The following is an 18,993-nucleotide window of genomic DNA, read 5'->3' on the forward strand; positions in this document are numbered from 1 at the left end:
ATATAGCAATCCAAATTCAGAAATGGCAGTTAGTTTGTACACATTAATGCTATTATTTTAGAATTATGGACTATTATGTAGGCGTAACAGACTGGCGCTGGTATAATTATTTACGCAACCGTGCTCCTGAGGATGTTAATTTTTGGCAACCTGGCGGTAAAACCGTATTTCGAGCACTTCGACCAGGTGGTGCGTTTTTATTTAAACTAAAGCATCCCTATAACGCTATCGGAGGAATTGGCTTTTTTACTGCTCAGAGTCAACTCCCACTATCGTTAGCCTGGGATGCGTTCGAATCGCGCAATGGATTTGACTCAATAGAACAATTCCGAACCGTAATTCAAACGTACCGTAGAACTTCAGAACGTAATCCAACTATTGGCTGCATTGCTTTAACTAATCCTGTATTTTTTCAAAAGGAAGACTGGATACCTGTGCCAGCAGATTGGGCTAATAGTATTGTACAGGGTAAAAAGTACAATACTAGCAATGATATCGGCGCGGATTTATGGAAACAGGTGGAGACAACGTTGGCTAGTTATCTTATAGCTGCTCCTAGTAAGCAAGATTCTTTTCTGGCAGCCGAAGAATTCCCACAGTATGGCAATCCCGTGTTACGCAAAGTACGAATTGGGCAGGGTGCTTTTCGAATTTCGGTTATCGATGCTTACCAAAAAAGATGCGCAATTACGGGGGAGAAAACACTACCTGTACTTGAAGCGGCTCATATTAAACCTTTTTCAGAATCAGGCCCAAACCAGATAGCCAACGGTTTACTTCTGCGTTCTGATATGCACAAGTTATTTGACGACGGTTATATAACTGTTACGCCTGATTACCGAGTTGAAGTAAGCAAACGTATTAGAGAGGAATTTAATAACGGTCGAGAGTACTATCAATACCACGGTAAACAGCTTATCATCTTGCCTGAACTAAACCTTAATAAGCCTTCAAAGATTTTTCTTGACTACCATAACAGCAAAATCTTTCGTCCGTAGTACCAGTACTATTGATTGCAGTGGCTTACGCATAAGCTTCTAAACACAAACGCAATGACGTAAATGAAGACAGCCAGAGCCTCTTCCAAAGCCCTGGCTGTCTCTATTTCTGCGGTATTATTAAGCCGTAAAGGTCTCCGTCCGCCCTACCGCTGTCGCTACCGTTGGCGTCGTGATGGTCGGCACGTAGCGCCACTCGGCTGCGACGCGGCTGGTGCTGAAGCTCACGATGGTGTAGCCTCTCCGGGTAGCGTCCAAATACTGTAGATCGTCAATCAGAAGCGCCAACGCTTGTTCAAAACCGGCGATTGCCGCGGGATTGCTGCCGAGAATCGATTCAAAGCCCGGCGACGTTACGGATGGTGTAGCCACCTCGCGGCCAACTTTAGTGCCGTCGTTGGCGGTCAGGTCCGAATACCAGGCGTTGTGGGTGTCGCCGGCCAGTGCCACTAACTTCTTGCCCTTAGCCAGACCGAATACAATTTCCCGCTCAACCGGGTAGCCATCCCAGGCATCTAAGTTGTAGGGCAAAACCGTTTTCACCCGGGCAATTTCCTGCGGAGTGAGCGTAGGGTCGTTTGCCACCACTCGGGCTTTAATCTGGGTCAGGGTCGTCAGCAAGGTTTGGAACTGCTGGTTCGTAGCAGGACTGACGGAGCCTTGCGCACCCACTTCGGCGGCAACCCGAGCAATGACCACTAAGAGTTCGGCCGGAACGAACATCTTCGCCATCAGCACTTGCTGGCCCAACACCTGCCAGGTTGCTCGTCCGGCGGCAAGGGCCCCACCCAACCAGGCCAATTGCTCTTTGCCCAGTATCGTCCGGTTCGGGTCTAACCAGGCCTGTTGGAAGGCAGCTGCGTTCAACTGACCGTTGCTGGTGAAGTACGACGAATAGTCAAGCTGCTTGTCCCGGCCGATGATGCGCGTATCGAGCATATGCAGATCCAGGATATTGCCGAACGTGAAGGAGCGGTAAATCTGAGCATCTATCTGCGTCCGGACGCCGATGTATTCGTGGTACGCCTTCAGCGCGTTTGCTTTCCGAACGTTAAAATCACCTTCGTTGGGCTGGTGGTTTTGGGCACCGTCCTTGTAAGCGTCGTTAGTCAGCTCATGGTCGTCCCAAACGCAGATAAACGGCTTTTTCTGGTGCGCCAGTTGCAGCTGCGGATCGCTACGGTATTGCTTGTAGCGAGTTCGGTAGTCCGACAGACTAAGGATTTCGTTGGCGGGCTGATGTGCACGACCCAACGCATTTGTATTAGCACTCGTACCGTATTGCCCCTGTCCGTATTCGTAGATGTAATCGCCAAGATGCAGCACTACGTCGGCTTCCGAATTAGCCATCGCGCCATACACGTTGAACAAGCCATACGGATAGTTTGAGCAGGAGCACACGGCAAGTTTAACTTCTCCCAATTCAGCGCCTTTGGGCAGCGTTTTGGTTTCACCAACCGGCGACGTTACGGCCGTGTTGGTAATCGTGAACCGGTAAAAGTACTTCGTGTTCGACGCCAGGCCGCTGATGTCGATGCTAACCGTGAAATCGTCGGCCGCAGCGGCATCAACCATCTCGGTTTTGACTACCGAGTTGAACGCATTGTCGGTGGCAAGCTGGTAGGTTAGAGTAACTTTAGGACTAGCATCATTGGCTGGTGTTATGCGTGTCCAGAGGATGATCTGGTTATCGGTGGGGTCAAAGCTGGCGACGTTGTAATCGAAACGGCCCTGTTGGTTGGGGTCGTTAGGATTCGGGCCCTGGTGGTCGGTACAACTGCCCACCAGTACGGTTGAAAAGATTAGTCCACCTACGCCCAAGGCGGATTTTTCGATAAACGCTCTTCGCTTGATTGTGTGTTTGCGTGACATTACAGGGCTGGTTAAGGTAAGTGTCTAACCAAACCGCAAAGCTACGCCCGGCGCCTGTCCTCCATATTACGCCAGTTTTATCTGTATGTTAATTGATAAGGTTATCGAAGGGGTGACGCTTAACCAGAGATTGTTAAGTTAGTGTAGCCAGCACGTTTAAGAACTCCTCTGCACGAATGACCTGTACAACAGGAAACGTTACTGTCTTGAGAACGTCGAAATGCCGGTCGTTAGTAACTAGATAATCAGCCCCACAAGCGATAGCACAATCGGCAAACTTGTTATCATCAATATCAGCCGTAATTAGTTGCCAACGGTAATACGCATCGATCAAATGCATACCTGGCAGATTAAGCAGTTCTCTGATTTGTACATCAGTACGTACAATACCCAACCTAAAACCTATCTGCTCTTCATACTCCGTCAATATCTCATTTGTAACAAATGCTGTGTAACGATGCTGACGCAGAGCTTGATATATGGGATGGAAAGGAGAGTGGCTTGGTAGCGATACCAATAATATATTTGTGTCTAGAACAACATTCATTGACTACTGTTTATCATCATTTAGCCAATCTTGCATGGTTTGCTCACTCCAGCCCTGTTCGTTCCAAGCCTTATCAGCTATGTCTGTAAGTCGCTGAGCAAAATACTGACCAATCAGTTCACGGATATTTTGCAGATCCGTCTCACTTACATCTTGGGCGTATAACTTTAACAGCTCCTGTTGCAAGTTTGAAAGTTTATGTCCCGCTACCATTTTCGTTTTATTTTAACTAACATAATCATCTACGCAAAATAATACAACACGCCCACACTAATGGCTGTTAGCAACCCAGCCCAAAGCAGGTCGCTATTGAAGCTAAAACCAGCGCGAGCCACGACTTCACCCTTTCGCTCATTCACTCTTTCGCTCTTTTGCAGAAGAAACAACCCGAACGTAGCGAAAGCCGCCCAGACAGCAACGCTTTTGGGCGAGAAGCCACCGATGAAAATCAACCCAACAAACACGGCCTGCACCAGCAGAAACAGGCCAACTGCTCGCGCCAACTGCCCCGCGTCAATGTCGACACGCAACCGCTCGAACCCTTCTGGCCGAAGATTTGGAAAGGCAATCCGGCTTAGTAAAACGAGCGTCGATAGAGTCAGCACGAAGGTGAGAAACACCCGGTGCATGAAGTTGAGTTTTGCACCAAAGACAGCCGCAACAGCAGGATTGGTACCGAGGAAATTGTTGTAAATGAACTCGGCCAGCAAACCGTAGAAAGGAGCCGCAGCCATCGCAATGACGGCCGCCCGCGCCGACGCGCCCCGCCAGAGGATACCCACAAAGAACGCGACCATAATGCCCGGCGTGAAGTAAGACAGTTGCGACGATACTTTCAGCATGAAGTTGTTGGTACGGTCGGGCGTGTAGGTCCACAACGCCAGGGCAATGCTGGCCACGACCATAACCAAAATCATAAGCCGCCCGAAACGCACAATTTGCTTGTCAGTGGCTTTCGGGTTTACGTATTTCTGGTACACATCGACCGTTAGCAGCGTCGTAGCCGCGTTCATCATCGAATCCACCGACGAGAACGTAGCAGCTGTCAGCCCCGCCAGGATCATGCCCACCAAGCCGGTTCCGTGTGGAATGACCGTTTCAACCAGTTTTAGAAACGCGTTATCAGAGTTAAAATCTACGGCTCCGAAGCGCGAACGAAAAAGGTAATACGCAGCTACACCCGCTGAGATGCTGAAAAAGGGAATCGTTAGTTTTAGAAAGCCACTGGCGATAACTCCACGGCGAGCGTCGGTATCGGAGTTAGCGGCTAGGACGCGCTGCACTAAAAACTGGTTGGTCGAGAAGTTAAAGCAGTGTTGCAGCAGCAAGCCCGTGAAGATACCCGTCCACGGCAGATTCGGGTGGTTGCTGGGTAGGTAGAGGTGCATCTTCTGCAACTCGCGTGGCTGGGCCGCATCGAGATTTAACAAACCCGTAAAGCCCCCAATTTCGGGTTGGCTTAGTGTAAAGTAAGCCACGGCGGTTCCGGCCGCCAACATCATTACGGTCTGGATCGTATCAGTGATGACGATGGACTCCATACCGCCCCAGATGGTATAGGAACACGTAATCAGACCTATCAGCAGCAGTCCCGTTGCATATGACATCTCAAAGCTCGTGCCACCAAACAGCCACTGCAAGGTTAGGCTACCAACGTAAAACGACCCGACCAACTGCACCAGAATAATCAATATTAACAGAATGGTATAGAGCAGCCGCGCCTTGTCGTTATAGCGGACTTCGAGGTATTGCGAGAGGGTAAATACGTCCAGCCGTCGGTAGGATGTCAGGAAGACGAAGCACAGCAGCAAAATAGCCGGGAAAACGATTTCGTAATGCGCCTGCACGAACCCAATCGAGTAGCCAATGCCCAGCATCCCGATCAGGTGAAACGAGCTGATATTCGTCCCGAACACCGACCCGGCCACCGCCCACCACTTGATGTTCCGCCCAGCCAGAAAGTAGTCTTCGGCGGTCTTCTTCCGGAGCGCGATGATGATCCCGGCCGTTGGCATAATGGCCAGCATCAGGATCAGGACGATAATATCAATGGTTTGGAGTTGGGAGAGCATGAGCTAAACGCAGAGAGCACTGAGTTTTCGCAGAAAGCACAGAGTTATTCTCCGCGTCCTCCGCGTCTTTCTCTGTTGACTCTGCGTTTATTTATTTTAATAACCCACTAGTATTCTCGCTTCAAAAGGTTGCAACGTGAACGATTGACTAGCATAATTCGACAAAATCACCTCACCCGCTTCTACCTGTGGCACATACACTTCATCGTCGGAGAAATTGGCTAAAACAACGATTCGCTCCTCGTCTAGCACCCGCTCATAGGCCCACACGGTTGGGTGATTGGGTAGCAAATCGTTGTAGGTACCGTCCCAGATGGCAGGCGTCTTTCTCCGCCAGCGAGTCAACCGTTTATAAAAGCTCAGAATTGAATCATCGCGCACCTGCTGGTCCGCTACGTTGATTTTCGTGTAGTTCAGATTTACGTTGAGCCAGGGCCGTCCCGTGGTGAAACCCGCATTGCGTTCGTTGAACCATTGCATGGGCGTACGGGCGTGATCGCGGGCAATGTAATTCACTGATTTCAGAAAGGCTTCGTCAGAGAATTCGGCCGATCCAGACAAGGCTTTGTAGGCGTTCAATACCTGCACATCGTTGAACTCGTGGATACTGTTGAACTGGCAATTGGTCATCCCGATTTCGTCGCCCTGGTAAATAGTGGGCGTGCCGCGCTGGGTTAACAGAACGGTAGCAAGCATCGTCGCCGACTCATAATGATAGTGCTCAACATCGCCAAAGCGAGAAACAACCCGCGGATTGTCATGATTACCAAAATAGATGTTCTGCCAGCCTTTTCCGGTGCCTCCTTCCTGTTCAAGCGCTACGTTCCATGTATCGAAGACGCGCTTTAGCTCCAGCAACGTAAACTCGGGCGCTCGTTTCAGGAAGTGGTGTTCGTCGCGGGGCACGGCATGGTCGAAGTGATAGATCATGTCTAGCTCATGCCGGTCTTTACCCACGTATAGGTTCGCCAGCTCCGCCGTTACGCCAATGCCTTCACCAATACTTATGGGCGGTCCATCGCCACGGTCGTAACGGCTAAGTACTTCGCGGTTCATCTCCTGCAAAAACTCGTGGATGCGTGGTCCATTCGCGTAGACCGACGCATCGGCAAACCGGCCGGGTGGATAATTAGGAAACGACTGATCTTTGGACAGAAACGGAATAACGTCCATCCGGAAACCGTCTACGCCCTTGTCGAACCAGAAACGCATCATCTTGTACACATCCTGGCGCAGTTTTGGATTCTCCCAGTTCAGATCAGGTTGTTTGTCAAGGAATAAATGTAGGTAATACTCCCCGGTAGCTTCGTCAAATGTCCAGGCCGGACCGGAGAAGATAGAAACCCAGTCGTTAGGAAAGCCTCCGTCTTTGGGGGCACGCCAGATGTAATAATCCCGGTATGGATTGTCTTTGCCTTTCCGGCTTTCCACAAACCAGGGGTGCTCATCGGAACTGTGATTGACCACCAAGTCGAGCACCAGTTTCATGCCCCGCTTGTGCACACCAGCCAGTAACTCATCGAAGTCATCCATAGTGCCGAACGCAGGTTGAATGGCTTCGTAGTCGCTGACATCGTAGCCGTTGTCGGCATTCGGCGATTGAAAAATGGGGCTCAGCCAAAGAATATCCACCCCCAAATCGTGCAGGTAATCCAGCTTTTGGATAATACCCATCAGGTCACCTTCTCCATCGCCATCGGAGTCGTTGAAGCTGCGGGGATAAATTTGATAGATAATAGACGAACGAAAGTCAGGCATAGGGTTACCAGATAACGTCGACCTGGTTTTTGTATAACTGAAATTTTGAGTCGGCTGACATTACAGGCCAACCTTCATGCAGGGCTGTTGCTAGGATAAGCCAATCAAAGGGGTCACGGTGCTCCTCAAAAAGGGGGATATCGTTATAGTTACTGATTGCTCATTTTGCAAAGGTAAAATCTTAAATCCGTCTGCTTGTATGTGGTCTATCAAAGCAGACAGGTTAATAACAAATTCGGGCAGTTTGCCAATCTTTAGTTTAATCGCTATTTCAATGAGGGAAACTTGGCTAACCCAAATTGTATTAAGTGAATCTTCAAGGATTAATTTATTGGCAAGAGATAGTTGCGTGTTATCTTCCTGAAACCATAGTAGCACTTGTGTATCTATAAGTAGAGTCATGTAGTTTACGTGTAATCTTTCAAATCACCCAACGGTTCGTTGAAATCATCTGGAACATGGATTTTACCTTTCAATGAACCTGCCTGACGTCTTTTAGGCAATTCATCGCCATCTTCTAGAAACGTAACTAATACCTTACGCTTGTCCTAAACTGGCGGCTGTTCGTTCCAAATAATCTGGCCATTTTCGTAAGTTGCCTCTATTGTAGTTAACATAGACTTCTGTTTTTACCAAATATAACAAAAAGGGTAGGGATTCATCCCCACCCTTTTTAGCTACCGCATCAACTCGTCAAACGTAATGCTTACGTAGTACAAGCCACCGATACGGGCTAACCCGTAACCCTGCGCGTAGTATTTGTTTAGAATATTCGTGCCACCCAACTTCACCACCGATTTGAACGACGGAACTTTGTACGATACCTGTGCGTCAACACTGCTCCACGAAGGCAGCCAGATGTCGCCTTGGGTTATGCCCTGCTCCACCCAGGTTCGGTCGGTCCAGCGGTAGGTGATGGTGGCACCAAGCCGGTCGGTCAGGCGGGTGTTGCTAAGGCTGATATTATACCGATTTTCGGGTGAGATAAAGAAGTTACGGCCTAGTTGCGCCACTTCAGGATTACTCATTTTTCGTTTCACAACCGGCACACCCGACAAATCATTGCGAATGTTACCACGGGCATCGCGTGCCGTGACTAAGCCATTCTGATAAGTGTAGTTGCCGCTCAACGTATACCCTTTTCCGAAACCGTACTCCGCACCAATGCCAGCCCCGCGGACGAAGATTTCGTTGGTATTATTGAAGTTCACCTGCAGCGTTCGGTAGTTGGAAGACGTCAGTAACGCTGTTGGTCCACCACCTGGCGTCAGCAACTGGTAAACGGTTTGGGCCGCGATGAAATCGGTATATCGGCTCGCGAAATAGAACATGTCTACGTAAAATTTATTGCTGACCAATGTTTTATACCCGATCTCCCAGGTCTTGATTTTCTCGGTCGTGAACCGGCTCGGGTCAACCACAAAGGGCTGGGGCGTAGCAGCGGTTGCCGTGTTGTTTTGGTACGGCGTTACTTCTACCTGCAAATAACCCGGATTCGTGTTCAGCCCGGCTCCGTTATAGGCCTGCGGTAACCCGCCTATTTCACCAGCCAGGCCAGCCGCCGGAATGGCAAACAACTGGCCCGGCGACGGATTGCGGAAGGCCGATTGCCACGACGCCCGAAGGTTATGCACGCCATAGCTCACCACAGCCGACGCTCGGGGCGTCAATCCTCCTTTTAAATATTGATTTTTGTCGTACCGAACGGCCACGGTTGGCTTCACTGTCAGGTCACCGAAGGCAAGGTTTTTGGACGCCTGTACGTAAGCACCTACTTCGTTGATCGTGTACTCGGAGCCGTCAGGACGACGTGGGAAAGCCGTTCCACCCGACTCGAGTGCGTAATGGCGCAGGCTGGCCCCAGCAATAACGTCGACGGCATCATTCAGCAGCTTTGTGAAGTTATACATGCCTTCATAGTGCCACAGCTGCGAATTGTCGCGGAAGCGTAAGCCCCGAGCCGTCGTCGATCCCGGAATAAAGTCTGTATTGAACGTATTGGCGTAAGCGTCCCGCAGGCGGTTAAATTCGGGTGACCCGGGCAGATACCGCCCCCGATCAGCCACCGACCGCGCTTGCTCAATACCCCCATTTTTTCCCCCGTCGAAATATGCCAGGCCAAATTCAGACGCCCAGCCGCCGGTCAGCACCGACGGCTGCCCCGGTGCGCCAGGCACGGTTATGGCCAGCGGCTTCCAGGTTTCATTAATGGCCCGCGCCGTCTGGCCAATGTTCCAGCCTTCGGCCTTTTGTTGGGTCGTATACGCCCGCAGGAAGAAGTTCTCTCCGCGCACCTCAGCTTTGAACTGATTCCGTCGATAATCGGGGAAATACTCCCGAAAGCTAGCCGTACGGATGAAGTTGCCGTTGCCGTAATACCAACCCAGCGATGCTTCAATCTTGTCAGTTAATTTGTAATGCAGGGATACGTTAGCCCGGTTGTTAAACACTTTACCGTTGTTACCCAGCACCTCCAATTCAGTATAGCCTGTGCGGGTAACCAGCTGATTTCGCAGCAGTGTGTTAGCGTAGTTACTAGGAAAACGAAATGCTCCGCCGTTATTGATGTCATCGCCGTAGTTGTTGACGCCATCGTATTGAAAGTTCGTGTTGGGATCGTTATTGGGCACGTAACCGATACCCGTAGCAATGCCCCCCCGGTCAGGATCGGTACTAAAAAATCCGGTTCGGGCGCTGGTAGAGCGATCACTATAATCGTCAGCAATGAAATCAGTGCCGGTCAACCGCTGAAAGTTCACCTTGAAGGCAAAACGCGTACCGAGCTGTTTGGCGTACCGAATGGCGTAATCCAGGTAAGGCTTCGGCCCGAAGCCGGTTTTACCAAAGTTGTTGGCCCCGACTTTCACCTGAGCGCTCAGGCCCTGATACGTAAATGGGTTCTTGCTGGTTGTGAGCATCAACCCCTGCAAGGCATCGGGGCCATACAAAGCTGATGATGCGCCGGGAATCAGTTCAATACTCTCCACGTCGAGGTCCGACACGCCGGCTACCGTACCAAAGCCAAAGCCCAGGCCCGGTGAGCGGTTGTCCATGCCATCCGTAAGTTGCAGGAAACGGTTGTTATTGTTCGCCCCAAAGCCCCGCACGTTTACTGATTTAAACGTCAGGCTCTGCGTCAGCAGATCAACGCCTTTTACATTCTGCAGCGCATCGAAGGGCGTAGCGGCCGGTGAGTTGGCAAACTGGCGGGCACCCAGCTTTTCAACCGTCACGGGCGCTTTCTGAATATCTTCGGGTACACGGCTTGCCGACACCACCACTTCATCGGTCAGAATAGCCTCTTCTACAAGTTTGATATCGACGCTACGAAAGTTATTACCCCGCACGACCACGTTTTGCCGACCGTAACCGATAAAAGACACTTGTAATGTCAAGGGAAGCGACTCGCTTGTTTGAAGGGAAAACTGTCCGTCCGGTTTGGTAACAGTTCCGGTTGTTGTTCCTTTGACAAGGACATTGACGCCGGGGAGAGGCTGACTTTTTGAATCGGTCACTCGTCCCGAAATAGTGGTCTGCGCCCAGGCACTGGCACTTACCAATAACGCAAAGTACAGAAATAGAAGTAATTGTCTCATAGATTTAAGTTAGAAAAGCCACACGTTGTATTCGATCCATACAAAGGTTGGCAAAGATACGCGAATCGGTTAACAGCCGATTTAAAAACTAGCTCCGGGCGTTTCGTCCAAGTAAACTCGTGGAGGAAACAGCCGGAGCTAGTTATGTTATGTCATTTTAGCTTGAGCCAGACTAAAACCGCGCAACGTATTGAGTCTGGCCAGGTGTTTAGAACGAATATCGCAACGTAACGCCGTACGTTCTGGGATCGCCCAAAATACCGGCATAATGCCCGGCACTTCCGGGAGCCGCCAGCAACTGCTCGTAGTAATTGGTATTGAACAGATTTCTACCCCAGAGGAAAATCGTAATTCCGGTGGACGCTCTAAAGCCAATTCGGCCGTTTATCAGTGAATATCCCTCGATATTTAAATACTGAGATGGAGATGGGCTCGACGAAAACGACGAGCGATAGAAGGCATCTACCCCAAAAAAGTAATTTCCTTTCAGGCTGATGAGCTTTCCGCGGGCGGTTGCTTCTCCCCCTACAGAACCTGACCATTTTGAAATACCGGGCAACACACCCCCCGAAATGTCTTTAAAAGCTTGTTCTCCGCCCGTTTCTTCAAGTGGCACTGGCGCATTACGGAATGTTACGTACTTGCCATCGGTGTAAGCGATGGCTGTGTTCAAGGTTAAAAAATTAGCTACCCGAATATTTCCGTCTACTTCAACCCCCATGACCCGAACTTTCTCGGCATTGGCCAGATAGCCTCGGTTTACCCCCGGCTCAGGCGTTTGTACCTGCGTCTGAAAGTCTTTAATCTCGGTATTATGGAACACAATGTTCAGAACAGAACTCGGAGAAGGCTTCGTTTTTACACCGAATTCGTAGTGAGTTACGAACTCAGGCTTCACTCGGGCCAGATCGAGTAACACCTGTCCATTGGCCGTTGGCAAGCCACCAATATTAACCCCAACGGGTTTGTAGCTTATCGAGTAGGTGCCGAACGCATTAAAAGCATTACTTGCTCTGTATTGAAGGGTCAGCTGGCCAGAGAAATTACCCTCTGACACGTCAATGTCGAACGCCTGATTCGTATATACGCCGTTCTTTAAAGCTAATAAAGCCGGATCAGTCGTTTGCAGACCACCGTAGGTCTCCCGTTTGTAGTTGGCTACCTTCTTATCGTAGTTATAACGGATGCCCGGTAAAACATGGATTCGATCTGTTACAGCCCAGTCAAGCTGACCAAAAGCCGCTAAACCTGTGCTCTGGATGCGGTTAGTGGTGCGAATCCCGAAGTTATCGAACAGACCCGGGGTTTTCCAAAGGGCACTGGTCGAGCTTTGGGCAAAACGCCATTGGGCAGAACCAGCTTCTTCGGTCTGAACAGGATCAGATCGCAGATCCTGCCAAAGACCAAATACCCCAACAACACCACTCAATCGAGACGAGACCTTGCCAGAGTACCGTATTTCCTGCGACCACTGATCGTGTACCGAGTTGCCGGCAGAAATTGTAAAGACTGGCAAGCCGATATAGTCACGGTCGTTCAATGGGTTCCACTTCCAATACCGCCAGGCCGTTGTAGACGTTAATGTGCCACCGCCGAGTTTAATATCGGCATTCAGCGACACCCCACCAAGCTGGTTATCCGCTTTTGAGGGTGTATCCAGATCAACAATTCGTTCAAAAGCGCTTGAATAGGGAAGTTTGTAATTTAAATCAGCAATGATGGCGTTGAACTGCCGATACGCAGCTCGTTTGGTAGGAACAACCCCGGCTACCGGCCAGCCATACCCATTGGGTTTCTGGTCAGAGACATCCCCAATCAAGGTAATCTTTACGTTATCGGTTGGGGTGTATAAAAGTTGCCCGCGCACGCCGATGTTGTTAATGTCATTGATTGGCAGTTGGGTATGGACATTGAAAAACGTCCCGTTTCGTTGTGTACCGGTAAACGATATCCGCGCGGCCAGCTTCTTGCTCAATGGCCCCGTGAGTGATCCCTTGGCCTGAATGAACCCATAATTGCCATAACTCAATTCAAACGTTCCGCTCGGAACAAAACCGGCCGGGCGCGTCGTAATGTTAAAGGCTCCGGCGGTCGTATTTTTACCGAATAGCGTCCCCTGAGGACCTCTCAACACTTCTACCTGTTCAATATCGATAAAATCGAGTGCCGTTGCCGCCGGGCGAGCGTAGTAAACACCATCCACGTAAAAACCAACGCCCGGATCAATTCCATCGTTTGTCAACCCATACGTAGAGCCTAAACCGCGAATGTTAAGCGTTGTGTTTCGGGCATTTGAGGCATATAACTGAACAGTTGGTACTAGCTCTTTCAGCCGGTTTACGTTGAAAGCACCGGCATCCTCAGCGCGGGTACCACTCACAATGGAGATTGGAATGGGTACATCCTGTGCTGACTCCTGACGACGACGGGAAGTAATCGTCACGTCGGCTAACTGATTGGCCCCTTCTTCAAGCTCAATTTCTACGTTACTATCGTTTATAACGGATTCTTTAGGCTGATAACCGACGAAGGAAACAACAACGGTGAAGGGAAGCTTCTGACCCGTGATCAGATTAAATTGCCCGTTCAGGTCTGTAGTACTGCCGTTCGTTGTTCCTTTGATGGTTACGGTGGCCCCGATCAATGATTCTTTGGTGCGGGCGTCAATGACTTTTCCGGATACAGTCGCGTTGATAATGGGGGCATCCTGAGCGGACAAGAACAGAGGAACAAGAATGGCCCCTATAAAAAGCATTAATGTTAAAACTTGTTTCATTCTCAATTGCATTTAGTGTAGAGTCTTCGTTGAGCAGTGGCCCGCAAAAACAGCCCTGCATATGCGAAAAGTTAAAAAACTAGGGGAGCCGCCCTGGCGCTTTAATGGCTTTGTTAACTCACAATTGTGCGCTTTTCTAAGCAGGCACATTCATTTAACAGATGGTAGATTTATGTCCTCAACAGACAGGTTTGTGTCGCATTCTGGTTATTTGTGTTGGCTTTTAATAATACTCTATGAGATATTTGCACTAATTCTCCCTATACTCCCGGTTGTAGATAGACTATTAGTACTTATAACCTATTGATTTAATAGGGATTACAAAGGAAGTAGTATATTGCTGCCACTTCCAAACAGAAGACCTAATTATTTTAATGTCTTACTCTTTTTCTTGTTTTGAATCTAGCTATTCGCGGAAAAAGTCAATTTCAGCTTCTTGTTCACTTTTATGAAAAAAATAGTACTGCTTATCTTCTTACTACTTGCTTCGAGTCTAGTTCAGGCGCAGCAGCCGACGCAACCGCCGGTTAAGTTCGTTCAGCAACAAGAGCAAGCCTGGCTAGGATATTTCAACCAGACCCGATTCAGTAACCATTGGGGTATCTGGGTAGACCTTCATCACCGACGTACCGACTTTCTGGACCGTTTAAACCTGAATCTGGTTCGGGCCGGGCTAACTTATTACGTAAACGATAATCTGCGGCTCACGGCGGGCTACGCGTACGCTGGATCTGCCTTATCGCCCAGCGGCACGATTCGTCCTGAGCATCGGCCCTGGCAACAAGTCTGGTGGACGGGCCGGGCCGGGCGTTTTAACTTACTACAATGGGTCAGGGCTGAGCAACGGTTCAACCACCGCGTTCAGGGCGATCAGCTGGCCGACGGTTATGGCTTCAATTGGCGGTTCCGGTACAACTTCATGCTTCAAATACCGTTCAAGGGCGAAACCATCCAGCCAGGAGTCCCCAACTTTGTTCTGCAGGATGAAGTGTTTGTTAATGCAGGCAAACAGATCACCTATAATTATTTTGACCAGAATCGCTTCTTTGTTGGGGTCTCATACCCGTTCAGCAAGAGCCTGACGGCGCAGCTTGGTTACATGAATCAGTTTGTTCAGCAACCTGCTGGCAGTTCATTTGTCAGCAACCGCACACTACGTTTTTTTGTCTTTCACACTTTAGACTTTCGTCAGCAGCCATAGTGCTTGGTCGGGTAGTCACGCGCCTGAAGGCCAGGGATTAGTTTGTCGGAGAGAGGGTATGCACAGGCTTACTTTCCAAAATAGCCAGTCAATTCGCCATACCCTAAAATGTGCCCTTTCATTGCGTTCAGAATGGTTTGCTTGTCGGGTATGACAGTAAAGGATAAAGGCTCATCGAGCGCATAAACGCGGAACACATAGCCATGGCGACCAAGGGGCGGGCAAGGGCCGATGTATTTCGAATCACCAGTTGAGTTCTTACCAACTTTACCACCCAGCATTCGCATCTGCTCGGCCGAGGCTCCCTCGGGCAAACTACGAGCCGATGCAGGTAGATTAAACACGACCCAGTGCGATAAGTTGAATACAGGAAAGGCAGGCGTTGGCACGTCGTAATCCGTTGCCAGCACCACATAGGATTCAGCGTCGGGCTGATTACCTTCCCACGCCAGTGCGGGCGACAGCTCCTGTCCTTTGCAAGTACAATTCACGGGCATATCGCCATTGGGAGGAAACGAGCGGCTGGAGAGGGTAAGATTTTTGGGTAGTCCGGTGTGATAGGCTTTTTCTTCTTCTCGTTGGCTTTTGGCTCGGAAATGCATGATGACTGCCAATACTCCCAAGGCCATGATACTACCTAAAAGAATTTTTAGAAATAAGCGCATAAAAAAACCGGTTAAACACGTTCACGTCTTTAACCGGCAATTTAAAGCTAAACTTTGTTAAGTTATGGCTTTACTAGGGTCTTTATCTACTATCTAGAAAGGTAGTAATAAATACTTAACGCTTAATTCAGCTCTACGGTGCCCCACCTACGCGGCCCGACTGCTCTGCGGACGCCGTAGCGTTGCCGAACGTAGCGGTTGGGTATTACTGCGAGACTCTTCAATCACCTGCTCCGAAACTAATCCTAAATGGTTGGCCCGTTTCAGGACGTAATCGAATGGCAAATTGAAGTAGTTGGCTACTTCGCTGCGGAAGCTATCCGGAAATTTCGAAAGCCGCAGGCCAAAAAACTTACGCACTTCATCTTCCGAAAGCATCGCAGCCAGCGCTACACGTTCGGCCTCGGACAGCAACTCGGTACGGGAGGGATACAAATGCTCCAGTCCGATAGAAGCCGTCAGAATAGTAAGGAATAAGTTTTTGTACATAGCCGATAGCTCGGCAGGAAGAATGATCCAGCCTTGCTCACGAAACTTAGCCGAAAAGCCGGTTAAGCCCTGTTCTCCGCGAATCTCACCGGCAATCATTTCGTCGGGAAAGCGTAGGCGATCAGTACCACTATCGCGGTCGGCTTTCTGCAGCCGAAAAACGACAGCTTCAACCGGGCTTTTGTGAAATAATAGGTCGGCTGGCATGACGTGGGTGCTTTCCCACTGATCGGTCATGCGCATGAACAAGCTTTCGTTAACGGGTAGATTCTCGGGACTACCGAGGCTAATGAGCATCCGGCGGAAAGCCGCCAGAAAATCAATCTGGAGTTGGTTCGGATTTGTGCGTCCTCGCTTCATGCGGTTGAGGAAACCGAGCGTTGGTTTGTAAGCCAAAACCCGGCATCATTAGTATGGTTGTTGATTGTAATCGGGGAGGTAAATATAAGCAACAAACCACTGATAACAAAGCGATAACATAAAGATAACAGGGTAAATTTATCGGCATTAAACGAGTGGATAACCAGCACCAAACAGACTCTCTAAAACCTTCCTCTATGCTGGTTAAATTTAGAGTCCAACAACTAGTTTCAAGCCAGGATTGACATGCCTAAAGAAGCCGTTCATGTACAATTCTGGCTGGACTTTAAAGAGACCCTTCTGATACGCAGTACCACTCAATCGTACGGCATCCCGATCAAAATAGAATCCGCTTCTATGTACCGGGATTCCTACGTAAAACGAAAATATCTGTCGACTAAAAGCAGATGTCTGACCATCTTTGTTGAAATAGTAAAATGCTACTCCTACATTCAGAAAATCATTGCGAAATGTCTGAAGGCGGTCATTCAAATTAGATTGCGAGAAGAAAAAGTTAGATAGGTAACTGACCGAATACCCTACATTGTGGAGCTGAGTCGGAACAAACTGCACCTCAAAATTCAGCGACGGCACCCACTGATTGCGAATTAAACCAACACCCACGCCTGGCTGAAAGCTAATGAAGGGACTTTTCGCTAAACCAGGGCTTAAAAAACGAGCTTCTTTATTGTCCTGCTGAATCATATCAAATGACATGCGAGGACTCGTTAGATCATGCCCCTTGTATTGTTGTACTGACTCAAGTGCCTTTCGTAGGTTAGCATTAACTCCGCCCGCTTTCAGGAATCGCTCAATATCGCTCAGATCGTTAACGAGCAGGTAGATACTGAAATCATAGTAGGTTGCCTGGTTTCCTGTAATTGACCACACGACTTGCAGCGTATCTTGTTGCTTTTTAACAGCCGCCGGTTCTTCGCCATCACTGAACCGAAACGATTCAGTGGTCTGAGGTGTATAACGTAGGTCCACCCCTCGATCAGCCTCGCCAAGCCGAAACAGCGCATGAACAGCACGTGTCGGACTCTGCGTTGTATCCTGTACTTTTCGGTAATCAGCCACAAACAACCGAAGCACCGAGTCGACGTTTTGCCGCGCCTGAACCTGAGCGTACCGATCAAAGCCGACCAGCAAGGTGTTACGCTGCCCTAAATCAACCTCAATATGGCTCAGGCCGTTGTATTTACGTTTGGCGCCTGGTTCTGCTAAGCGTGGGCCGCTTGGTTGAGCCATAACATTCCCGGCCATGCTCATCAGGAGCAAGGCAACCCAGTTGATTGTTCGCATATTTATTGATTTGTTTTTGTTGTCAGAGGCAATATAATGGGGGATGATGGCCGAACATCGTCTATGGCTCGTTGACTTCCAGTGCCCAATCTGACAAAGTGTTCGGAACGATACAGTTTAGGTCGAGCTTCTTCTTCTGCCCGCAGTTCGTTTTCATGCACTACCCGGAAGCGTCGGCTAGCCGGTTTAGCAGCAATCGTTCTCACCGGCTCAACTGGTTTAGCTACCACTGAGGTAGCCGCCGTATCTGGCGTTATCAAAGCTTCTACTAATTGGGCAACAGCTGCTATGGGCTCCGTAACGTGCACCGTAGGTTGAGGCTTAGTCCTGATCAGTTGTTTAGCCGCTACTCGGTGCATCGTTACCGGTTTTACCTGCCGATGACTAACCAACTCCTGAGCCAACTGTCGATCGGTAAGGTTCATGGCTGGTTTTTCCTTGGGTGTAGCGGGTAGTAATTGCGGTTTTTGCGTCGCTAGAGGCTTGTTTTCGGCCAACTGCCCTATCCAGACTACTCCCAGTATCAGACCAGTTACGCACGCTGCTATCCACCATCCTGCCAGCCGTTGCCAACCGATGGGCGTTGCCGCAACTTGCGGCCACATCTGGCCCCACAAGCGTTCAGTATCAAAAGCTGAGCCGGGCGGAGGAGCGTCGGGCAGGCGGTCAAGCGACTGCCGAACCCACTGATCAAGAGATTCGTCGGATTTCTGCTTCATAACCGTACTGAATTAATCGTTCCTGAAGCAAGGCTCTTGCTTTGCTTAATTGTGATTTTGATGTGTTTTCTGAAATATGCAGTTGCTCGGCAATTTCACGATGGGTGTAGCCCTCGATTACGTATAAGTTAAATACCGTTCGATAGCCCGTCGGCAACTCGCGGATAAGCCCGTAGATACGTTCAACGTCTAGCCCGGCATCGGGTAACGGCGCTGGGTCGGGCTGGACATCCGCCGTTTCTTCGGCCTGGAACAACGGTAAGCTCCGGTTGGCTCGCAGATGTTGCAGCGCTTCGTTCACCACAATACGTCGTAGCCAGGCTTCCAAACCGTTATCGTCGCGGTACGTAAAGTCAACAATGCCTCGAAAGGCCTTTAAGAACCCGTTCATCAACACCTCTTCAGCTTCGAGCTCATTGCGAACGTAGCGCAGACTCACGCGAAACAACCGGTTAGCATACTGGTCGAACAGCCGCTTTTGGGCGAAGGCATTACCTCGTTGACACTGTTCGACAAGCTGCTGCGACATGAGCGGAACTGATTACCAAAATCGATTCTAAGGACAGAAATGCCAGTTCTTGCAAAAGGGTTGCCCGGAGAAAATAAAAAAGCCATTGCTCTGACAAAGCAATGGC

16 protein-coding genes are annotated in these 18,993 nt (G+C 49.6%); 2 read left to right on the plus strand and 14 right to left on the minus strand.

What is annotated here, in order from left to right:
- The first annotated feature begins 65 nt into the window (after positions 1-65).
- Positions 66-998, plus strand: a complete 933-nt coding sequence (locus ACFSUS_RS05615) for an HNH endonuclease (protein ID WP_381520251.1) — start codon at positions 66-68, stop codon at positions 996-998.
- A 120-nt stretch (positions 999-1,118) separates the two neighbouring features.
- On the opposite strand, the gene ACFSUS_RS05620 is transcribed toward ACFSUS_RS05615, so the two are convergent.
- The 9 genes from ACFSUS_RS05620 to ACFSUS_RS05660 all read right to left on the minus strand — a co-directional run bounded on the left by ACFSUS_RS05620 (position 1,119) and on the right by ACFSUS_RS05660 (position 13,619).
- Entirely contained in the window at positions 1,119-2,870 is a 1,752-nt protein-coding gene (locus ACFSUS_RS05620) for an alkaline phosphatase D family protein (protein ID WP_381520254.1), read from the minus strand.
- A gap of 133 nt (positions 2,871-3,003) precedes the next feature.
- Positions 3,004-3,417 carry a putative toxin-antitoxin system toxin component, PIN family gene (locus ACFSUS_RS05625; RefSeq protein ID WP_381520257.1) on the minus strand — a complete coding sequence of 138 codons (414 nt, stop codon included), beginning with the start codon at positions 3,415-3,417 and terminating at the stop codon, positions 3,004-3,006.
- Between the two features lie 3 nt (positions 3,418-3,420).
- Positions 3,421-3,630 (minus strand): hypothetical protein, encoded by a 210-nt coding sequence (locus tag ACFSUS_RS05630; protein WP_381520259.1) that lies wholly within the window; start codon positions 3,628-3,630, stop codon positions 3,421-3,423.
- 29 nt (positions 3,631-3,659) lie between these two features.
- Positions 3,660-5,489: an SLC5 family protein gene (locus ACFSUS_RS05635; protein ID WP_381520262.1), complete on the minus strand. Its 1,830-nt coding sequence runs from the start codon at positions 5,487-5,489 to the stop codon at positions 3,660-3,662.
- 96 nt (positions 5,490-5,585) lie between these two features.
- Entirely contained in the window at positions 5,586-7,247 is a 1,662-nt protein-coding gene (locus ACFSUS_RS05640; RefSeq protein ID WP_381520265.1) for a glycoside hydrolase family 13 protein, read from the minus strand.
- Between the two features lie 90 nt (positions 7,248-7,337).
- A complete protein-coding gene (locus ACFSUS_RS05645; RefSeq protein ID WP_381520267.1) occupies positions 7,338-7,649 on the minus strand; it encodes a type II toxin-antitoxin system VapC family toxin in 312 nt (103 codons plus the stop codon).
- Between the two features lie 5 nt (positions 7,650-7,654).
- On the minus strand, positions 7,655-7,750 hold the full coding sequence (locus ACFSUS_RS05650; protein ID WP_381520270.1) for a DUF2281 domain-containing protein: 96 nt from the start codon (positions 7,748-7,750) through the stop codon (positions 7,655-7,657).
- 174 nt (positions 7,751-7,924) lie between these two features.
- Positions 7,925-10,843: a TonB-dependent receptor domain-containing protein gene (locus ACFSUS_RS05655; RefSeq protein ID WP_381520273.1), complete on the minus strand. Its 2,919-nt coding sequence runs from the start codon at positions 10,841-10,843 to the stop codon at positions 7,925-7,927.
- Positions 10,844-11,051: 208 nt separating this feature from the next.
- The gene (locus ACFSUS_RS05660) at positions 11,052-13,619 is read right to left on the minus strand and encodes a TonB-dependent receptor (protein WP_381520275.1); all 2,568 of its coding nucleotides are present in this window, start codon (positions 13,617-13,619) and stop codon (positions 11,052-11,054) included.
- Positions 13,620-14,067: 448 nt separating this feature from the next.
- On the opposite strand from ACFSUS_RS05660, the gene ACFSUS_RS05665 reads away from it, so the two are divergent.
- Complete coding sequence (locus ACFSUS_RS05665) at positions 14,068-14,820, plus strand: DUF2490 domain-containing protein (protein ID WP_381520278.1); 753 nt, start codon at positions 14,068-14,070, stop codon at positions 14,818-14,820.
- 68 nt (positions 14,821-14,888) lie between these two features.
- Here ACFSUS_RS05665 and ACFSUS_RS05670 read toward each other — a convergent pair whose 3' ends face one another.
- The 5 genes from ACFSUS_RS05670 to ACFSUS_RS05690 form a co-directional block, all read right to left on the minus strand.
- Positions 14,889-15,485 carry a YbhB/YbcL family Raf kinase inhibitor-like protein gene (locus ACFSUS_RS05670; protein WP_381520280.1) on the minus strand — a complete coding sequence of 199 codons (597 nt, stop codon included), beginning with the start codon at positions 15,483-15,485 and terminating at the stop codon, positions 14,889-14,891.
- A 147-nt stretch (positions 15,486-15,632) separates the two neighbouring features.
- Entirely contained in the window at positions 15,633-16,334 is a 702-nt protein-coding gene (locus ACFSUS_RS05675; RefSeq protein ID WP_381520283.1) for a hypothetical protein, read from the minus strand.
- 210 nt (positions 16,335-16,544) lie between these two features.
- On the minus strand, positions 16,545-17,639 hold the full coding sequence (locus ACFSUS_RS05680) for a hypothetical protein (RefSeq protein WP_381520285.1): 1,095 nt from the start codon (positions 17,637-17,639) through the stop codon (positions 16,545-16,547).
- A gap of 2 nt (positions 17,640-17,641) precedes the next feature.
- On the minus strand, positions 17,642-18,358 hold the full coding sequence (locus ACFSUS_RS05685) for a hypothetical protein (RefSeq protein WP_381520287.1): 717 nt from the start codon (positions 18,356-18,358) through the stop codon (positions 17,642-17,644).
- Positions 18,330-18,887, minus strand: a complete 558-nt coding sequence (locus tag ACFSUS_RS05690) for an RNA polymerase sigma factor (RefSeq protein ID WP_381520290.1) — start codon at positions 18,885-18,887, stop codon at positions 18,330-18,332. Before ACFSUS_RS05690 ends, ACFSUS_RS05685 begins: the two co-directional genes overlap by 29 nt.
- Positions 18,888-18,993: the final 106 nt, after the last annotated feature.

It is taken from the genome of Spirosoma soli (assembly GCF_042684525.1).
Taxonomy (GTDB): domain Bacteria; phylum Bacteroidota; class Bacteroidia; order Cytophagales; family Spirosomataceae; genus Spirosoma; species Spirosoma soli.

What these genes read in the sequence shown, in the direction of transcription:
- ACFSUS_RS05680 (WP_381520285.1), bottom strand. Translation starts at nt 17,639, where the DNA reads ATGCGAACAATCAACTGGGTTGCCTTGCTCCTGATGAGCATGGCCGGG.
- ACFSUS_RS05615 (WP_381520251.1), top strand. Translation starts at nt 66, where the DNA reads ATGGACTATTATGTAGGCGTAACAGACTGGCGCTGGTATAATTATTTA.
- ACFSUS_RS05635 (WP_381520262.1), bottom strand. Translation starts at nt 5,489, where the DNA reads ATGCTCTCCCAACTCCAAACCATTGATATTATCGTCCTGATCCTGATG.
- ACFSUS_RS05660 (WP_381520275.1), bottom strand. Translation starts at nt 13,619, where the DNA reads ATGAAACAAGTTTTAACATTAATGCTTTTTATAGGGGCCATTCTTGTT.
- ACFSUS_RS05620 (WP_381520254.1), bottom strand. Translation starts at nt 2,870, where the DNA reads ATGTCACGCAAACACACAATCAAGCGAAGAGCGTTTATCGAAAAATCC.
- ACFSUS_RS05655 (WP_381520273.1), bottom strand. Translation starts at nt 10,843, where the DNA reads ATGAGACAATTACTTCTATTTCTGTACTTTGCGTTATTGGTAAGTGCC.
- ACFSUS_RS05675 (WP_381520283.1), bottom strand. Translation starts at nt 16,334, where the DNA reads ATGAAGCGAGGACGCACAAATCCGAACCAACTCCAGATTGATTTTCTG.
- ACFSUS_RS05640 (WP_381520265.1), bottom strand. Translation starts at nt 7,247, where the DNA reads ATGCCTGACTTTCGTTCGTCTATTATCTATCAAATTTATCCCCGCAGC.
- ACFSUS_RS05645 (WP_381520267.1), bottom strand. Translation starts at nt 7,649, where the DNA reads ATGACTCTACTTATAGATACACAAGTGCTACTATGGTTTCAGGAAGAT.
- ACFSUS_RS05685 (WP_381520287.1), bottom strand. Translation starts at nt 18,358, where the DNA reads ATGAAGCAGAAATCCGACGAATCTCTTGATCAGTGGGTTCGGCAGTCG.
- ACFSUS_RS05630 (WP_381520259.1), bottom strand. Translation starts at nt 3,630, where the DNA reads ATGGTAGCGGGACATAAACTTTCAAACTTGCAACAGGAGCTGTTAAAG.
- ACFSUS_RS05670 (WP_381520280.1), bottom strand. Translation starts at nt 15,485, where the DNA reads ATGCGCTTATTTCTAAAAATTCTTTTAGGTAGTATCATGGCCTTGGGA.
- ACFSUS_RS05625 (WP_381520257.1), bottom strand. Translation starts at nt 3,417, where the DNA reads ATGAATGTTGTTCTAGACACAAATATATTATTGGTATCGCTACCAAGC.
- ACFSUS_RS05665 (WP_381520278.1), top strand. Translation starts at nt 14,068, where the DNA reads ATGAAAAAAATAGTACTGCTTATCTTCTTACTACTTGCTTCGAGTCTA.
- ACFSUS_RS05690 (WP_381520290.1), bottom strand. Translation starts at nt 18,887, where the DNA reads ATGTCGCAGCAGCTTGTCGAACAGTGTCAACGAGGTAATGCCTTCGCC.